Genomic DNA, 17,637 nt, shown 5'->3' on the forward strand with positions numbered 1-17,637 from the left:
TATGCGCAGATACTGGTTCTTGTAAAACGTTTGAAGAGTTTGTTCAAAACATGCTGAAAAAGACCTTAGAAATTTCGGCACGTATTACGGCCAGATTGGGCAATTTTAGCGAAAGGGGGGGGAAGAGAACATTTGATTGACTGGCTAAATCATTTTAGGTGATTAGCCAAGGAGTATGAAATAGACGTTCAATCGGAAAAACACGACGTTATGATCCCCCATTCAATGCTACTGATTCGTCGGTTGGCTTAACTATGAAGATAGGTTCTAAAATTAGCCTCTTATCTGATTTTTACCTTTAACCTGTCTTTTTTTATGAATATTTGTTACAATTCCTGAAAAGAGATTGATACAAAAAATAAAAAAGATTTTCTTATTTTTTTTCAGGAGTCTAATGGTGAAACGATCTAAAGTAAACTTGTGGTATGTGGGAATATTAGCATCACTTGGAGCAGCAGGGGCCATTTATATGACGATCCCCCCTTGCCGTTTGCCATCTTCTACTCTTAGCGATTTGACTCTTTTACCGTACCCTCATAGTATTTCAGGGATTGGTGTTGTTGAACCTAAAGGAAAGCTTCTTCACCTAGCATTTCAACAAAAAGGGAGTGTAGAAGCCATAAACGCATCCCCAGGGCAGCGCGTAAAAAAAGGAAAAATTCTTTGTTCCCTAAATCAAGAAGAAATTAATGCCCGTATCGGCGCACTGGAAGCATCTTACAAAAATGCATGCATTCAAGAGGAAAAAATTAAAGAACAATCTTCCATTGCAGAACAATTAAACAAAAAAAAGTTTTTTCAAATCACGAAGCACGCTGGAGCGTTTACAATGCACGACAAGCTTCAGCAAAGCGAGAAGAGTGTGAAAATCTATTGCGTCAAGCAAAATTAGAAAAAGAACGGCACTTTCTAAAAGCTCCAGCAGATGGAACAATTCTTTCTTCTACGCTTTATCAAGGACAATATGTTGTTCCAGGAAACGAAGTATTAATCATGGGAGATTTGACTCAACTCACGGTGTGTGTAGAATTTGACGAAATGTACGCAAAACATCTTCATAACGCTTGTAATGCTTTGGGAAAAACAAAAACTTTGGGAACTCAAGAAGTTTCTCTAAAATTAAGCAGAATAGATCCCTATATATATCCCAAACGTAATTTGCCAGGAATCCACTCTGGAATTGACTCTAGAGTGCTTCACGCCTATTACGATATCGTCTCTGACCCACAAGGACTTATGCCTGGACAAGAATTAGACGTTTTTGTGGAAAAAAAGCATAAACGTTAAGAAAAAAATGCTTTTTATTTTTTGTACCCCAGGATGGATTTTTTCAAGAAAATCTGAGATAATCCGACTTGCGTGCTTGCAAGAATTCTTGAGTCTTAAGTGTTGTCTTATACCTTAAAACGGTTTTTGTTGATTGTTCCCACGTTGTTTTGCATTATTCTTCTGAATTTTCTTATCGTTCATTTAGTTCCTGGGGGACCAGTAGAACAAATGCTGCACCGTATGGAGCTTTCTGCTCAAGAGCACAAGGGGGGAGCAAGCTCAGCAGTAGACTTTGGACAAGACGCTGTAGTAAAAGAACTAAAACAACAGTTTGGGTTAGACCAACCTCTTTGGAAGCGATTTTACATAATGCTAAAACACTATTTGATGTTTGATTTTGGAAAAAGTTATTTTCGAAGTGAGTCTGTGACCACACTGCTAATTAATAGATTACCCGTTTCTCTGTCTTTAGGGTTTTGGTCAATGATGCTTATGTATCTTTTAGCTATTCCTTTGGGAATTCAAAAAGCTGTTCGTAACGGGACGTGCTTCGACCTTTGGACAAGTCTAATCATGATGTTAAGTTATGCTATTCCCACATTTTTATTCGCATTGCTATTAATGATTTTTTTTGCGGGAGGAAGTTTTTTTTCTTATTTTCCCATACAAGGTTTGTTTTCTTGGGATTGGAGTCGGTTATCTTTTTGGGAAAAAATCAAAGATTATATTTGGCATCTGGTATTACCGGTTAGCGCCCAAGTTTTGACTGGGTTTGCTGCCCTTACCCTTCTTACTAAAAACGCGTTCCTAGAAGAACTTTCTAAACAATACATCGTTGCAGCCAAAGCGTTTGGATTTAAATTTCGCACCATTTTATTTAAGCATGTTTTTCGCAACGCTATGATTGTCATGATGGCACACCTTCCCTTAACCTTATTCCATGTACTTTTTTCTGGAGCTTTTTTAGTGGAAATGATTTTTTCTTTAGAGGGGATAGGACTGTTAAGCTATGAAGCCATCGGAAATCGTGATTATCCTGTTATATTTGGATCTCTTTACCTTTTTACCTTAACTGGATTAGTTTTGCACGTTATTAGTGATTTGCTGTACACATGGATTGACCCAAGGATTCACTTTGAAGGAAAAAACTGAATTATGAATACATTTTGGGAACGCTTTAAAGCGCATAAAAAAGGATTTTGGGCTTTACGCATATTGTTGCTGGTTATCGGAATAACGTTTACTGCAAATTTTTGGTCTAACGACAAACCGTTAATTATTTTGTGTGATAAGGGCATATTTTTTCCAGTATTGCGTTATTATCCTGAAACATGTTTTATGAAGGGCGAAGATCTAGAGATGGATTACTTAACAAGAGAATTCAAAAATTTCGTCAAGAAAAATCATGCTTGGGTTGTTTGGCCAATTTATCGACATAGTCCTTATCGGCTTTCAGAATCTCACCATCCGGTACCAAGCGCGCCTTGTCCTCTTCATGTATTAGGCACTGATGAACAGGGAAGAGATCTATTGGCCCGTCTTGTTTATGGAACTCGAATTTGTATAATGTTTGGTCTTTGTGTTGCCGTGTTTGGAACGATGCTGGGAGTGTTCATCGGTGCGATTCAAGGCTATTGGGGGGGGAAATTCGATCTGTATACGCAAAGGTTGGTAGAAATTTGGTCGGGTCTTCCTGTGTTGTTTATGCTAATGATCATTTCTAGTTTTCTGACCCCTTCTTTAGAATTTTTAGCCATTGTGATGTCTCTTTTTAATTGGCGCCCCGTGTCTGCAGCAACACGAGCAGAGTTTTTAAAAGCTAGAGGACTTCCCTATGTCTTATCTGCAAAAGTTCTGGGAGCCACAGATTTTCGAATGATGTGGCGTCACATTCTACCCAATGCTATGACAACGGGAATTTCTCAATTTCCTTTTTTAGTGAATTCGGGAATAGCGTCTCTTGCATCTTTGGATTTTTTAGGAGTGGGGCTAAAGGCAGGAACTCCTTCACTGGGGGAATTATTACAGCAGGCAAAATCGAACTTACACGCACCTTGGTTAAGTGTCTATCCTTTGTGCGCGCTTGCCACAATTCTTGTGTTAATCACACTAACAGGGGAAGGGCTTCAAGATGCACTAGATCCGGGACGATCTTCATGAAAATTTTTTTAGTTATTCTAAGAGAAAGGAATGCATCGTGAGCATTTTGCTATCCATTCGTGATGTTTCTTTGACCCTTTACGCAAATCGTCAAAAATATCAAAAAAAAATTTTACATCACGTGAGCCTGGAAATTCCTACTGGAAAAACGGTTGCTCTTGTTGGGGAAAGCGGATCTGGAAAATCTATGCTTGGACTTTCTATACTGGGCCTATTACCAAAAGCTCTTTACCCTTCCTATACGGGGGAAATTTTATTTAAAGAGATTGATTTGCTGAAATGTTCTGAAAATTCACTTTACAATTTTCGTGGAAAGCATATCAGTATGATTTTTCAAGAACCCAGCAGCGCATTAAATCCTTTAAAAACTTTAAGATCAGCGCTTCAAGAAGTTTTAATTCTTCACAGAAAACAAGAATTTTTGAATCGCGCTGATTTAGATGCCGCAATGTTTGACATCTTGGATAAAGTAGGATTTTCTTATGCGAAAAATAAATTAGATGCTTATCCTCATCAGCTTTCAGGGGGACAAAAACAGCGCTTGATGATTGCTATGGCACTTTCAGCAAAGCCAGAGTTATTAATCGCCGATGAGCCCACAACTGCTTTAGATGTAACACTACAAAAAGAACTTCTTATGCGACTTCAGCACATTCAAGAAACTCAAGGAATGTCAATTCTTTTTATCAGCCACAATCTTCCACTGGTTAGCAGGATTGCGCATTTTGTAGGGATTTTAAAAGAAGGACAAATGGTAGAACAATCAGAAACGGAAAAAATATTAAAAACACCTTCCCATCCTTATACTCGAAAGCTATGGGGCAGCATTCCAGATCGTTGGGTTCAAGACGATCCTCAAGATTTTAATTTTCAAAAAACTTTATTACAAGTTAGAAATTTGGAAGTAACTTTAAGGCACAATAAAATTTTACATGATATAAATTTTGACGTGCACGCCGGACAAACTGTAAGTATAGTGGGGGAAAGCGGATCTGGGAAAAGCACACTTGCCCTTGCAATTGCCCAGTTGCTTCACTATTCTGGAGAAATTATTTTTCAAAATCACCGGTTATCTTCTTTAAGTCCTGAAAATTTACGTCAAGAACGGCGACACTTTCAAATGATTTTTCAAGATTTATTTTCTTCTCTTAACCCCAGGATGTGTGTACAAGACAGCCTGATGGAGGGGATGAAAAACTATAAACTCTGGTCACTGGAAGAACGAAAAATAAGAATTCAAAATATTTTATCCCAAGTAGAGCTTTCTGCGGACATTTTAAACCGCTATCCCCATCAATTATCTGGGGGACAACGGCAACGAATTTGTATTGCGCGAAGCTTATTACTAGAACCTCAACTTCTTATTTTAGACGAACCCACTTCTGCGTTAGACGTGACGGTTCAGAAAGAAATCTTACACCTTCTTGTTACACTACAAAAACGCATTTCCATTGGGTATATCGTTATCACCCACGATCTAAAAGTAGTAGAGAGCATCGCTCACCATGTCATTGTGGTAAAATCCGGACGCGTTATAGAACAAGGTTCTGCAGCAGAAATTTTAAATCGCCCAAAAGATTGCTATACCAAGCAATTAATGGAATCTGCCAGATGGGCAATGTAAAAATCTTAGGTATCAACATTATGAGTTGACCTATTGTTGTGGGTTTTTAAGCTGTACAGAAGATGCAGATTTTTGCATTAAAGTAGATTGTCCTTCTGGATTTTCTTGGGACTGAAGAGGGGAGCGCCTTGAATTACCGAGATTAGGTGCTGATTGGAATTTTTTTAAGGTTGAATCTGCTTTTTTTTGCTTTATAATAGCAGAACGTTTTTCTAAACGTGCTTTAAAAATTTCAGTTTGATCATGAATATCCTTTTTTATCATTTTATTTTGTTCTTCAAATACTTTATTTTCTGAATCAACAAGTGTTTTAACATTACCTTTCTTTTTTTGAAAACTATATTTCATTTCATCTTTCATTTTAAAATCATTTATTTCTTTAATTTTTTTTATTGATTTTTCTATTCTTGAACGTTCATCTTGTATTTTTTTATAAACGTCTTCATTACTTTTATTGTCTTTAATATTTATCAATCTAAAAATGTTATTAAAACCTTCCATTACGTTTATTATCTCAGCATTAGTTTCTTTTAAAAAAGATAAATTAGATTTTGAAACAGGTACAAAATCCAAAACAGATTCCAAAGTAGATGATTCTTTCAATAAATTTTCATAAAAATAAATTTGCCTACTAAGAAACACTTCAATATGGCTAATATATTCATTTACTTTTTCTAATTCACCCCTAACCCTTATTGAATAATTATTTAGATCTTCACAAGAAGCATTGTTTTTCGACCCGTTTGCAATACTTTTGTTGAAACTCAGAAAGGAACCGCTTGCAACTACTATAAGCAAAATTTTATTAATATATTTCATCTTTATATATGTTAAAAAATTCAATTAAATTGTATCAAAAATTTATCTTTTTTGTGTAAATTATAATAGAATTCTTAATAATAGACTTCTTCGTAAACTATTATTAAAATAACTCCATAGTATATACCAATTCCCATTGCTAAATAAGCATATAATGATTGCCTTTTAAGAAAAGGGGAAGTATATCATAGGGGGATAACAAACAGCTTAAATAGAATGGTATCCGCATCAAAATTATCAACCGCGAAGGTAGAAAAGAAGAAAAATATCAGATTAAGGAGATTGATAAAGCTGCACGAATATCACGTAAATTAGCAAAGGCTATTGCAGCCAGGACTCATAGCATTAATCAAGTTTCAAAGATTTACGACATAACTAGAACCACTCTGACTTCGTAGATCAAGCCGGCTCGATAGAAAGACTTAACGCACCTGCAAAGCACAAAAGGAAAAACAAACTTAACGCTACGCAAATAAAGCAAATCTTGGAATGGGTAAAAGTCGATAGTCAGTTAACCGCAAATACAATTCGAATAAAACTAGAAAATGTATTTAATATAGAGATGAGCAGGTCAACCGTTCATCAAGAGATCAAGAAGCTAAATTGCTTCTATATCAAGCCTCGTCCTAAACATTTCAAGCAAGAGCAAAACATAAGTTGCTGAATTTAAAAAACTATTAGCCGGGAAATAGCTAAGTGCACGCCATCGCACGTATTGTTTTTTATTTTTATCTTTTCTTTTTTGGCAATTCAAAGTTACAATTCATCTTTTGTATAACCGGTGTCAGTAATGATTTTTATTTCTCTATGAATATTTATTGTGGATTCTTTAAACCCTCTAAAATTGTGACGCTTGCCCTTTGAAATGCCGCACATATACCACGACTTGTGTTTTTATAGAAAGCCATTTCTTTTTTCCTGAATAAAATTTCATAAATTTTTATCACTTTTTAGCTGCACTACGGAATCGTAAAATCAGGATGCTTAATCGTATCATACACAATGCTCTCACTTACGCCATAACTTTATGTGAGGTGTTTTCAGATGTATTAGGGATGTCATCAAAAGACGATCTTCTATGCTTAGTTTTCTTTTTAACTTCGGAATCTTGAAGAATATTCACCATTATAGCGAAATTTTTCTTCTGCTATTTTTTTGATCAGTTCGCAGCTTCTACCTTTCCTCCTGGTCTTTTTATCATAAATCTTATTTATAATCTAGTTTCCAAAGAAGTCTAATGAAATAGAAAACTATCCACGCCAGAAAAACAACAAGCATCGCTCATAATATTGTTGTACTAAAATCCGAACACGTCATATAATAAGGATCTGCAACGCAAATCGCCCGAACCCCTCTGCGAAACACTCAGTGGAATTACGAGCGAATGTAGAAATTTATAGGTATCAACACACGTTAAATTCTAAGACGACATATTTTTTTTATCTTGCCGAACAGGAATATAAACTTTTGTTAAACCTCTTCGTATAGATCGCATCAATATATCTTTAACCTTATCTTTTGTATCTTGATCAGAGCTTCTTGGAATCTGCCTATCTTGATCAGAGCTTCTTGGAATCTGCCTATCTTGATCAGAGCTTCTTGGAATCTGCCTATCTTGATCAGAGCTTCTTGGAATCTGCCTGTCTTGATCAGAGCTTCTTGGAATCTGCCTATCTTGATCAGAGCTTCTTGGAATCTGCCTATCTTGATCAGAGCTTCTTGGAATCTGCCTATCTTGATCGAGAGGGCTAGAATGTTTTTTTATAGCACGCGCACGTCGATCAGCAAGTCGCTTAGAAAATCTTTCATCTTGAGCTTTAAGATCTTCTTCTACTATTTTTCTTGCGTGTGCACTTAAGTTTGAATATATACTTGAATTTTTTTCTTTCTTATCTTCAACTACTTTACTTAAGTCTTGACGATAGAAATCACTTTTATTTTGAGATTCAGCGTCTTTTTCACTAATATTTTTTTTCAATTCATTAGCTTCTTCAGAATGCTCTACCAGTACGAATTTACTTTTATTATCTTGTTTTAAATTTTCAACTTTTGGTTTTTGTGAATCACGGTACGAACCTTCAAGAAAAGTTTCTCTTTCTAAAGCAAGAGGCTCTTTAGCGGGAAATTGATCTTCAAGTTCACCTGCAATGCTTTTACTGAAACTCAGAAAAGAAGAACCTGCGATTGTTATAAATAAAATTCCATTGATATATTTCATTTTTATATACGTTAAAAAACTCAATAATAATATATCAAAAAACAATTTTTTTTATGTGCACAAAAAAGCAAGCCCCCCCATACACAAAAGAAACTTCAATCTTTAGGTAGTCTATCTAAGATTGAACACAATACACATGCTCACATAAGTAATCATCAGAAAACTGCTGAGCTTTTTCTATACAATAAAAAACATCCTGAAGGTCATTTTTTACTTGAACTTCTTGAGCCTTAATATGCTCCAAAGAAACTCCGTAAACCTCTTGCAACACCGTTTTTAGATTCTTTACAGGATCATTATCTTTTTTAGCTTTCTCTAAAGCTTCTTTTGAACGATAATTCCCTGGATCAGACATAGAATGCCCCTTGAATCGATGAGTTCGAACTTCTAACACTACAGGACCTTTTTTTTGACGAACTTCGTTTATACGATCCTTAAGACAGCTAAACACTTCTAAAAAATCGTCTCCTTGACAGAAATATCCTGGAATTCCAAAAGAAGCACCCCGAGTATAAAGCATGCCTGAGTTTGCACACCCTCTTTCCACAGAAGTTCCCATAGAATAATAATTATTTTCAATTACGTACAAGATAGGAAGCCCCCAAAGCGCCGCCATATTCATCGACTCAAAAAATTGTCCCTGATTTGTTGCGCCGTCACCTAAACATGCGATACAAATTCCTTCGTCTGCCCGATACTTATGCGCAAAAGCTAACCCGGTTCCTAAAGCAGAAGAAGCCCCTACTATCCCGTGCCCCCCATAAAACCCATGCTCAGGAGAAAAAAGATGCATGGATCCGCCTTTTCCTTTGGAAATTCCACCTTCCATTCCTAACAATTCCAGCATAACTTGCAAAGGATCCGCACCACAAGCCAAAATATGACCGTGACACCGATATGCAGTCACCACACTATCCTTGCTATTATCTCGGACGCACTGCAGCGCAACAGGAAACGCCTCTTGACCTATACAAAGATGGCAAAATCCTCTAATCTTTCCTTGGGTATAAAAATTTGCACACGCTTCTTCAAACCTGCGAATAAACAACATCTTAGAAAAAACTTGCAGAAGCTCTGAAGCGGAAAACAAAAAACTCTTATCATTAGCAATATTATTAGAAAAATTATCAATGTAATTATGTTTCATAACTCTCAAATTTACTGGGGTGCTAGGATTCGAACCTAGGAATGGCGGCACCAAAAGCCGCTGCCTTACCGCTTGGCTACACCCCAAAATCTCTCCCATTGTACTGTGCTTAAAAAAAAATAGCAACCCCCCGTAGAATTTTTTATCTCCTCTTCTTCATAGATTAAAAAAGACAACTGGCCTAATTCAATTCCTTGGTTTTTAGCTAAAGCTATTATATGCATGGATATATCGTGAAAGAGAGTTTCTATACTGCGTCCAAGAGGAGTGCGCCTAAATGCCTTTTTCTGTGCCCATTTTATGTTTAATGGTATTTAGTCTGGGTGAATGGCGAAAAGATAAAGGAGTGTCTCCTGAAGCCTTCAAGACCTTTAGCATGCCTTGGATTTTGTGAAAGGTTGCATTGTCCATGGCTCCCCAACTGCTTTTCAGGAAGTTAGGAGATCAAATCTTGCAGCATCCATGCGGTTGAAACCCAATATTTACAGTTGTTTGAAACAGACTCACGGTCAAAATAACGCCGCCTAAAAGTGCGCCAATCACATTCGTGCAATCCTTTTCACCCCCCAGTCATGGCTGCCAAAGTGCCAATAACCTCGCCAATAACCTTTCAAGCCATGAAATGCAAGGCAAGGCGCGTCGTGAGCACATCCGCCCCTATCAATGAAAACGATGGGGCGCCCTTCCTTTTGATGCGCCTTGAATCTTTTGGTAAAAGATGCCTTGCTTTTCGACCTCCACCTTGGGATGACGCGGGCTTTTTTTGTATCTCACGCCGATGCGTTCCAGAGCGCCCAGCATTTCAGCACGTGCTGCGTCGGGAGAGTCTTTCACGTCCTTTTTCAATACCTTTCATGTCTATGCTTGTTGCTGATTTTGTTCCTTTTGTATTGAGAGGCAATTTTCTTCGACCGCCTTATAACGCTTGCGATCCAAACTGTAAAACAACGCCACACCTAGCCAAAGCTTAGTTCTCCTTTCTGATTTCTAACTCTCTATGCCGAAAATCTGCTGAATATAGCATAAATTATTAATTAAAATCATTTTATTTTGCTTTTGCTGTATATTTTACTTTTTATTTTGCTTTAGATACCCCTTAGTTCAGCCGAAAATAGTGAACCAAAAAATTAAAAATTTTGAATGTTCTATTTCTAGATAAGCGCTACTGTTTTTCTAATTGTAGGATCCAATCTCGAAGCTTTGCAGCTTTTTCAAAATCTAAAGATTCTGCTGCTTTGATCATTTCCATCCTTAATGTTTCTATGGAATCCGAACGCTGAACAAAACTTTCTATTTTTTTTTCTGAAACTTTTGGCGTCAAAACTTCTTCTTCCAAAATCGTTTTTGCCATAGAAAATGTTGCTTTTGGAATAATACCGTGTTCTTCATTGTACAAAGCTTGTAAATTTCGTCGCCGATGCGTTTCTTCCAAGGCTTCTTTTAAAGATGGCGTCATAGTATCTGCATAAAGCAAAACTCGTCCTTTCAAATTTCTGGCAGCTCTTCCCATAGTTTGAATAAGAGCAGTTTTTGAACGAAGATACCCTTGTTTATCTGCATCTAAGATGGCAACTAGCTGACATTCTGGAATATCTAGCCCTTCTCTCAACAAATTAATACCAATTAAAATATCAAAAACTCCTTTTCGCAAATCTTGTAAAAGGTGAATTCTTTCCAAAGTATCTACATCAGAATGCATATAACGCACATTAAAGTGTGCTTGCTCTAAATAAGCACACAAATCTTCTGCCATCTTTTTCGTAAGCGTAGTAACTAAAGCCCTTCCTTCATCTTTTTTTACCTCTCTTAAAGCCTTCATCAGATCTTCTATCTGATTATGGGTAGGACGCACTTGGCATACGGGATCTAACAATCCTGTTGGCCGTACTAGCTGTTCAACAACTTCTCCGTGTGCTTGCGTAATTTCCCAAGCTGCTGGGGTAGCAGAAACAAAAATACTAGAAGGGCGCATACGGTCCCATTCATCAAAATGCAAAGGACGATTATCAACGCAAGAAGGTAGTCGAAATCCGTATTCCGCAAGAGTGCGCTTTCGAACACCATCCCCTGCTGACATAGCACGAATTTGAGGAACGCTTACATGACTCTCGTCTACAATAAACAACGCATCCTTTGGAAGGTATTCAAATAATGTAGGGGGGGAGCCCCCGAAGGACGCCCGGTTAAATAACGAGAATAATTTTCAATCCCAGCACATGTTCCCATATGGACAAGACTTTCTAGATCAAAACTCACACGCTCTTGCAACCGTTGAGCTTCTACAAGACGAGATTCTGCTTTAAACTCTTGCAATCGACTTTTTAACTCTTCTTTTATTCCTTGGATGGCTTGAAAAACAGTGGGACCTGGAGCCACATAGTGACTATTGGGAAAAACCAAAATTTTTTCCAATTTCGTAACGCGATCCCCAGTAAGAGCATGAATCTCGTGAATACTTTCTAGCTCTTCGTCAAAAAAAGATAAACTCCAAGCATGATCTTCGTAATGAGAAGGAAAGACATCTACGCGATCCCCCATGACGCGAAACATTCCCCGCTTAAACCCAATATCATTTCGTTTATAATGCATCTGAACAAGCTGCTTTAGAACCTCAGATTGAAGAACGCGTTGCCCTACTTGAAGTTCCATAGCCATTCCTTGATAAGATTCTACTGCTCCCAAGCCATAAATGCAGGATACACTTGCAACAACCACAACATCTTTTCTTTCTAATAACGCCCTGGTGGCGCTATGACGCATGCGCTCTATCTGTTCATTAATAGAAGACTCTTTTTCAATATACGTTCCACTGGATGGAACATAAGCTTCTGGCTGATAATAATCATAATAAGATACAAAATACTCAACTGCGTTTTTGGGAAAAAAACATTTCATTTCCCCATACAGCTGCGCTGCTAAAGTTTTGTTTGGAGCCAAAATTAACGTAGGACGTTGTACCTTAGAGATAACCTGTGCCATGGTAAACGTTTTTCCTGACCCTGTAACTCCAAGCAAAACTTGATCTCTTCTTCCTTCTAAAACTCCTTCTGCTAACGCTTTAATTGCCTGAGGTTGATGTCCAGAAGGCTCAAAAGGTGAAACAATTTCAAAGGGACGCTGAGATTTTTCTATCACCGTATACCCTTTAAACACAGAATGCAAATCGCTCAAAATTTAAAATTCTTCCAATGTACTAAATTGTAATTATAAAGACTTTATAATAAAAATCAAAAAATATTTTTTATCAAAGCAAACACATTTCTATTTATACAATTCAAAAGCGCTATAAGGAATTTTTAAAACATAAAGTTAGCCCTTTTCTCTGCATTTTTCTATAACCAGGAACTTCTCTCTAAGAGATTACCCCCCATTTCCACTTAAATCATTTTTCTTTTTGATCTTCGTTAGGCTTTATTTTTTTTACTAATTTTGGATCTTGAGAAAATGAACTTTCTCCTTCTTCTGCTGCTTCATGATATGGTTCTGGGGGAAATTCATTTGGCTCATGTATTACCGGATGAGGCTCGTTCAATTCATGTATTACCGGTGAGATTTTGTCTAATTCAATACCGGTATTTTCCTTAGATAAAAGATCTTTATTTTGCTCTAAGCAAAGCAAATTATCCAAAGCGCATTCCCCAACTTTTTTTATCAGTGCCATTTGCTGAGTTTGATCCAACATAATTCCTCGTTTTTCTTGAAGTAAAATATGATCCAAATCCAAATTAGTAAGGAAATGAGTGGGTAAATTTAGATTCCTATCATCTTCTTGCTCGCAATGTTCACTATCGGAATTTTCAAGATTACCTCTCGCATCACCAGAAATCAAATTATGAGGCCCAAAAGAAAGTTTCAAAGAAGATTCCCCATCCGAGCCTAACTCATCATCTGAACTCGAATCAGAATTATCTGTCAAACCATTAAAGTTCCAAATATGACCTGAGGCTTGTGCACTATTTTCCATAGAAAAACTTATAATTCCAGAAAAAATAAAACTTATAAAAAACTAATTTTTAATTTTTTTTCAAACATAAAATCAAACCTTTGATTTTCACAGCGCAAAGATAAAGGAAAAGATCAAAAAAGTCAATGCGATTATTTTTTCTGAATTTTTTTATAATAATGTTGTAATATTATAAAAAAACAACAGTTAATAATAATGAAATTTTTAATTAATAAAAAAAAATTATCAAATCTAAGAAGAATATACCTTGTACTATATTTTTTAGGATACATAGAAACTGCTTTTTCTGGAAGTAGCAGCTCTTCTAAAAAACCTGTACCTGTAGTTTTAGACGCAAATGATTTTCACGCAATCTCTGCTTACTGCTTAGATCAACAGGGAAAAATCGAAGAGGTCTCTGAAACGTCTCTAAGATTGGCAAGAGTCCCAACAACCTTTGAATCCAATGGTACGCGATATTTTTCACACAAATTTTACAGAGACCCGGACACAGATCTTGCAAGAGACAACCTAGTAGTTTTTGACTACTGCAAAAATCAAAAAAAAGAAGTAGATTTAGACCATATGTACCTAATGGCACCTACAAAATTTGGGGCAGATCTGAACAAGCAAAAAGCGAGTTTTGATTTTCTTCAACAAAAAAGAAAAGAACATAAAGGAAATCTTTACATTCCTTTAAGCGTTCTTGATAATCAGGGAAATCCGCAACGTCTTCAAGATGATTCTTCAAAAACCTATATTGTATTGAACATTGATAATTCTGGTATTATGTCCAGTGAAAATCTTAAAAAAATCAGCGACATTCGTCTTGATAAACGTTTTCTTGCAGTGGATGCTATGATATCAAAAGCTCAAGAAATTTCTCTTTCGGGAAATAAAATTAGTGTAGAAGGCTTGGGAGCGCAACTTAAAGGAATTCAAGACCTTGGTGATTTGTACACAGCCAATATCTCTGCAGTAAGCATGGCCCTTGGCAGTATTAAACAGTATTCCTATACCTCTTTATCTGAAAATGTTAGAAAAATCATGGAATATTTCCCAAATGCTGAAATAGGAAATGCTAATACAGAAAATACTTATTTACGTCAGATGACAGCGATCTACAATACTAGCCTTGAGCAACTCAGTGCTATTAAATCACAAAAAGATAAAGTCCGTGTACACCTTGATGCAATGAATGAAATTGCAAAAAAAATTCCGGGAGAAGAAGCAAAAAATTTAGATGAATTTATTACTAATCCAAAAAAATACACAATTCCTTTTCGATTGATTTCCGATTCTTTAGGTGGGGATAACGGTTTAGTACGACTATTTTATACCTGCGATCAGTGGGAGGCAGATCTTAAAAATTTAGGAGAAAAAGTTAATCAACTTCAATCAGTTCATGCAAATTTTATTAAAAATACGACCAACAAGATTGATGACTTAAATAAAAGCATTAAGGACTATTCAGATAAAAAAAGAATTTTTGAAAGGTTTTTAGAAAAGGCTATAACGGAAGGGACAGCCGAAACATTTAATACCTTTATTGATGCTCCTTTCAAAGCGTTAGAGGATCAAAATCAAAAAATCAATACTGATTACAGCAAAATTGTGCAATCTATTGAAAAAATACAAAATGTACAAGACCCAAATTTTCAAAGTAAACTCGCTCAAACAAGAAATACACTTAATCTATCTTTGCAAGAAATTCAAAATATTGCCGCCTATCAAAAAACACTCCCCACGTTAATTCAAGATGCGTATAGCAAGATTGTATTCCTAAAAATTAAAAACTTTAAAGATTTAGAAACCGACGCCAACCAAAACATTGTAAAACTGAACGATCTTGTAAAACCAGTTATTGAGGCAATCACAAAAGAAGAAGACGCAAAACCATTGTGGCAAAATGTTCAAGCCCCCATCAACGTTGCTTTGAACCTGCTTGAAAAAATAAAGAAAATTTAAAAATCTTGCTCGCACAAACAAAACCCGAAGATTTGGACTTAAAAAGCTCTATCGTGAATTTAAGTGCATTAATAGATCTTACGTTCAATAATATTAAAAAATAAAAGATCGCGTTTTGGTTAATCAAATAAAACCATTTTATTGGGCTGCCGTAAACTTGGTTTTAAAAATGACTAATAAATTCGAAAACTCAGATTCTTTTCCAGCAGCTTTAAAAGCATACAACGAAAATAAGAATCGAGATGCGTTAATAGAAAAATATCAGAAAATTCTCACAATAAAGAATACTTTAATCCCCCAATTAAACACAAGTTTACAATTATTAAATGATCCCAGCGTTGATCAAAAAGATCAAGAAATAGCTATTTTTAAAAGTAATATTTTCTCTTTAGTTGCTAACGGAGGAACCGATAGTATAAATACCCTATTTGACAAAAATGTGAAAGAAAAAATGCCAACAGAAATTATACCCAAATAAGAATCACGTTATGTATAGGAAAAAAGTTTGGGGAAAGAAAAATAAAAAACGGAAATCAAAAACCAATACAGTATTGCTTTCAGCTAAAAAACAACTCCTCGAGCTTTTTACGTTTTCAGGAACTTGTGAATAAGAACTTCATGTAAAAATACTAACGTTACCGTATAAATTTAGTCTTTCACAAAAATCTTTTTAACTTTTATGAGACTAGACTGTCGTAATATTAACCCTTTGATAAATAATTCTATCGTCCCCCATTAGAGTAAAGATAAAAAAATTTAATATCATATTAAATGATTTAATATGATATAAAAATATTCAAATGAATAAGCCAAAATAAAATCTTATAGGCCCATGTACAGATAAAATTTTTCAAAAAAATAATCCATGATTCACACTTCATTCTATTTCCCATTTTCAGATGTTTTTTTGTATAAAAAACGACAAGAATATTAAACAAATTTTAATTTTTATATTTTAATATATTAAAGTAAGTAAAAAACATTTGTAAAAAATGAAAAATTTTTTTTATTTCTTTGTCTTCTAATTCCTTGCGTGTACGCTGAAGGTGATGAATATCAATCTCCAGAAGATTTGTTACCTAGATATTTTAAAAAAATATTAGAAAATAGAAGCAGATCCACTGCAAAAATAAAATAAAAACATTATTTAATACCCCAAATATCCACAAACTCAATGTAAATGAAATAAAAATATTAAATGAAAAATTAGATAAAACAATTTATAACATTAAAAAAATAGCAAATTTTTTCAACCAAACAGCTGCGGAAGTAAAACAACTAGGCGTTACGTATCCTTTAAGATTTCGTGAGGTTTTCCAAGAACTATTCGTCAAAACAATTGAAGATGTTCTTAAAAGTCCTGACCTATCAGAAACTCCCCTTAAAAACGCTCTAAACGCGTTTAAAGAAAGCGAAATGTTTAAAACTATTCCTGAAAAATTGCTTGCTTCAGAAAATCTTTCACAACACAGATCTTCTCAAAAGTTTGCTAAAAATGATGAGTTATTTTTCTATATGGAAGATCTAGCCTCTATTGCAGAAGAACTGTCTTCTAAGATTTCAACAATTTTTCAAAAAGTAAATAATTGTCATTTTTTTTCAAGTTACGCAAAAAACGTTTTTTTTGAAAAAGGTTCTTTCCCAAAAAGGCTTTCTCCCTCTGAAGAACCCAAATATCAGCTTCAATATTTAAGTGAACAAATTCTTTATATGATGAAAAAAATTGAATCTTATGAAAGATCAGACTTTAAATTTCTTTTAAAAGAAAAAAATTTTGAAACTTGTAAACAAGCTTTTTTGAATGCAATCGTTTCTGTTTGTAAAGAATCCGTACTAGGAAATGAGTCAGGGGGAAGAGATAATTTTTCAAAATTTATTAACATTGTGAACGAAATGTACATCTCTCAAGATGAACGAAAAAAACTTTTAAACTTGCTGCAATCGATTAAAAATCGTATTGATAAATCAATTTCAAGCCCAAGTTTGCCATCCCCCCAATCAGGCAAAATAGGGGTTATGGAAGACGTGAATGAAAATAAGTACGTGACACACTCTTTGGGAATGAACAAAGTTAAAGATTCCACTAAATCAGCAGAAGAAATCGATAAAGAAATAAAAGAAGGAAAATTAGTAGATGTAGTCCCAAGTCACGATTATATAACACAAAATAAAAATTTTGGAAAATACGAAGCAAAACTAACAGGCATGCAAGTTCAGGACCCCGCCTTTGCTCCCCTTCCTCCCCGCATCCAACATCACAATGCAGACCACGAAGTATTAAAAAAGTTTAAGTTTGAGGTAAATGGGCCAATACAATATACTTCTAATTAAACAAATAATTCACTAGCTTCCTTAATTCATTGAAACCTTTAACTAAAGATATTTTTTGTTAGAATTGGTAAAGAAAGTCTTTTAAAAATTTCTAAAAATGATTGTATGAAAGAACCTGTATTCATGAATCAAAAAGTGTGATATAAAAGGCTTGATGG

14 protein-coding genes, 1 tRNA gene and 2 pseudogenes are annotated in these 17,637 nt (G+C 35.2%); 9 read left to right on the forward strand and 8 right to left on the reverse strand.

What is annotated here, in order from left to right:
- Nucleotides 1–397: 397 nt before the first annotated feature.
- From HE1_RS02030 to HE1_RS02050, 5 genes are all read left to right on the forward strand, one after another.
- Nucleotides 398–892 carry an efflux RND transporter periplasmic adaptor subunit gene (locus tag HE1_RS02030; RefSeq protein ID WP_162531188.1) on the forward strand — a complete coding sequence of 165 codons (495 nt, stop codon included), beginning with the start codon at nt 398–400 and terminating at the stop codon, nt 890–892.
- The gene (locus HE1_RS02035) at nt 874–1,287 is read left to right on the forward strand and encodes an HlyD family secretion protein (protein ID WP_035544163.1); all 414 of its coding nucleotides are present in this window, start codon (nt 874–876) and stop codon (nt 1,285–1,287) included. Before HE1_RS02030 ends, HE1_RS02035 begins: the two co-directional genes overlap by 19 nt.
- Nucleotides 1,288–1,386: 99 nt before the next feature.
- The gene (locus HE1_RS02040) at nt 1,387–2,421 is read left to right on the forward strand and encodes an ABC transporter permease subunit (protein WP_035544164.1); all 1,035 of its coding nucleotides are present in this window, start codon (nt 1,387–1,389) and stop codon (nt 2,419–2,421) included.
- Nucleotides 2,422–2,424: 3 nt separating this feature from the next.
- Nucleotides 2,425–3,429 carry an ABC transporter permease subunit gene (locus HE1_RS02045; protein WP_035544167.1) on the forward strand — a complete coding sequence of 335 codons (1,005 nt, stop codon included), beginning with the start codon at nt 2,425–2,427 and terminating at the stop codon, nt 3,427–3,429.
- Nucleotides 3,430–3,466: 37 nt separating this feature from the next.
- A complete protein-coding gene (locus HE1_RS02050; protein WP_006300747.1) occupies nt 3,467–5,053 on the forward strand; it encodes a dipeptide ABC transporter ATP-binding protein in 1,587 nt (528 codons plus the stop codon).
- Nucleotides 5,054–5,083: 30 nt separating this feature from the next.
- Here the strand turns inward: HE1_RS02050 and HE1_RS02055 are convergent, their stop codons facing one another.
- Nucleotides 5,084–5,896: a hypothetical protein gene (locus HE1_RS02055; protein ID WP_206537217.1), complete on the reverse strand. Its 813-nt coding sequence runs from the start codon at nt 5,894–5,896 to the stop codon at nt 5,084–5,086.
- Between the two features lie 460 nt (nt 5,897–6,356).
- Between HE1_RS02055 and HE1_RS10580 the strand changes: the two genes are divergently transcribed.
- Nucleotides 6,357–6,536: a winged helix-turn-helix domain-containing protein gene (locus HE1_RS10580; protein WP_162531189.1), complete on the forward strand. Its 180-nt coding sequence runs from the start codon at nt 6,357–6,359 to the stop codon at nt 6,534–6,536.
- A gap of 70 nt (nt 6,537–6,606) precedes the next feature.
- Here the strand turns inward: HE1_RS10580 and HE1_RS09585 are convergent.
- The 7 genes and pseudogenes from HE1_RS09585 to HE1_RS02085 all read right to left on the reverse strand — a co-directional run.
- A pseudogene (locus HE1_RS09585) lies at nt 6,607–6,800 on the reverse strand (IS5/IS1182 family transposase); the annotation flags it as partial.
- Nucleotides 6,801–7,292: 492 nt separating this feature from the next.
- Nucleotides 7,293–8,114, reverse strand: a complete 822-nt coding sequence (locus HE1_RS02060; RefSeq protein WP_035544173.1) for a hypothetical protein — start codon at nt 8,112–8,114, stop codon at nt 7,293–7,295.
- A 91-nt stretch (nt 8,115–8,205) separates the two neighbouring features.
- Nucleotides 8,206–9,237, reverse strand: a complete 1,032-nt coding sequence (locus HE1_RS02065; protein WP_052567225.1) for a thiamine pyrophosphate-dependent enzyme — start codon at nt 9,235–9,237, stop codon at nt 8,206–8,208.
- A 14-nt stretch (nt 9,238–9,251) separates the two neighbouring features.
- Nucleotides 9,252–9,323: transfer RNA gene (locus HE1_RS02070), tRNA-Gln, on the reverse strand.
- A gap of 574 nt (nt 9,324–9,897) precedes the next feature.
- Nucleotides 9,898–10,071: a hypothetical protein gene (locus HE1_RS08755; RefSeq protein WP_162531190.1), complete on the reverse strand. Its 174-nt coding sequence runs from the start codon at nt 10,069–10,071 to the stop codon at nt 9,898–9,900.
- Nucleotides 10,072–10,399: 328 nt separating this feature from the next.
- A pseudogene (uvrB, locus tag HE1_RS10280) lies at nt 10,400–12,408 on the reverse strand (excinuclease ABC subunit UvrB).
- 211 nt (nt 12,409–12,619) lie between these two features.
- Nucleotides 12,620–13,201 carry a hypothetical protein gene (locus HE1_RS02085; RefSeq protein ID WP_035544177.1) on the reverse strand — a complete coding sequence of 194 codons (582 nt, stop codon included), beginning with the start codon at nt 13,199–13,201 and terminating at the stop codon, nt 12,620–12,622.
- Nucleotides 13,202–13,396: 195 nt separating this feature from the next.
- On the opposite strand from HE1_RS02085, the gene HE1_RS02090 reads away from it, so the two are divergent.
- From HE1_RS02090 to HE1_RS02100, 3 genes are all read left to right on the forward strand, one after another.
- The gene (locus HE1_RS02090; protein ID WP_035544178.1) at nt 13,397–15,148 is read left to right on the forward strand and encodes a hypothetical protein; all 1,752 of its coding nucleotides are present in this window, start codon (nt 13,397–13,399) and stop codon (nt 15,146–15,148) included.
- Between the two features lie 115 nt (nt 15,149–15,263).
- Nucleotides 15,264–15,626: a hypothetical protein gene (locus tag HE1_RS02095; RefSeq protein WP_035544179.1), complete on the forward strand. Its 363-nt coding sequence runs from the start codon at nt 15,264–15,266 to the stop codon at nt 15,624–15,626.
- 938 nt (nt 15,627–16,564) lie between these two features.
- Entirely contained in the window at nt 16,565–17,479 is a 915-nt protein-coding gene (locus HE1_RS02100; protein ID WP_035544180.1) for a hypothetical protein, read from the forward strand.
- Nucleotides 17,480–17,637 lie beyond the last annotated feature (158 nt).

This window comes from Holospora elegans E1 (genome assembly GCF_000648275.1).
Classification (GTDB): Bacteria; Pseudomonadota; Alphaproteobacteria; order Holosporales; family Holosporaceae; genus Holospora; species Holospora undulata_A.

Bases quoted from the DNA above. Each gene is read 5' to 3' on its own strand.
- HE1_RS02045 (WP_035544167.1), top strand. From the start codon at position 2,425: ATGAATACATTTTGGGAACGCTTTAAAGCGCATAAAAAAGGATTTTGG.
- HE1_RS02090 (WP_035544178.1), top strand. From the start codon at position 13,397: ATGAAATTTTTAATTAATAAAAAAAAATTATCAAATCTAAGAAGAATA.
- HE1_RS02100 (WP_035544180.1), top strand. From the start codon at position 16,565: ATGTTTAAAACTATTCCTGAAAAATTGCTTGCTTCAGAAAATCTTTCA.
- HE1_RS02085 (WP_035544177.1), bottom strand. From the start codon at position 13,201: ATGGAAAATAGTGCACAAGCCTCAGGTCATATTTGGAACTTTAATGGT.
- HE1_RS02065 (WP_052567225.1), bottom strand. From the start codon at position 9,237: ATGAAACATAATTACATTGATAATTTTTCTAATAATATTGCTAATGAT.